The sequence below is a fragment of the Mycolicibacter sinensis genome, assembly GCF_001673565.1.
GTDB lineage: Bacteria > Actinomycetota > Actinomycetes > Mycobacteriales > Mycobacteriaceae > Mycobacterium > Mycobacterium sinense_C.
Window position 1 is genome coordinate 1 of sequence record NZ_LZMF01000097.1, and the last position, 574, is coordinate 574.

Annotated in this window: 1 pseudogene; it reads right to left on the reverse strand. The window is 67.4% G+C overall.

Features of this window, described 5'->3' with window-relative positions:
* Positions 1-203 (reverse strand): annotated as a pseudogene (locus A5648_RS14695) (PE-PPE domain-containing protein); the annotation flags it as partial.
* Positions 204-574 lie beyond the last annotated feature (371 nt).

Genomic DNA, 574 nt, shown 5'->3' on the forward strand with positions numbered 1-574 from the left:
AACAGGTCGGCCGCGGTCTGGGCGAAGGTCGGCGACGGAGTGGACAAGATCGTCGGGCCGACGAAGAACGCGGTGTCAGCGAGCAGGTTGACGGCGGCGTAGGTGGCGTGGACCGGCGCGGCGGCAAGCACACCGCCTGCCACGGTGCCGGCAATCGCGATCGGCGCGAAGGCCTTGGTGAGCATCACGGGACGTCCCTTCACCGCAGAAGCTAAAGATTGCCTGAGGGCGATCATGGCAGGGCCGCTTGGCGGAAGTCAACGCCGCCCAGGGTCCTGGAGCGGGCTGGCCAGGCACAGCCCGCGCGTCCATTGACTCTCGTCGCGCGAGAATGCCACTATCAGCGCGTCACCCGTCCTGTCTGCGAGCTCTTACATAAGTTCAAGGTGTGTCGCAATGAACGTAACCAAAGTTTTCGCTCCGGTCGCGGTCGCGGGCGTCATCGCTGCCGGCGTCGCCGGAACTCCGGTCGTCCAGACGACGCTCGCGCAGGTGGCCCTGCTGGCCGACACCGCGATCTTCGTCGGCGGGACCATGTTGCCCACGCCCTCGGCGGCGTTCGCCCAGACCGCGG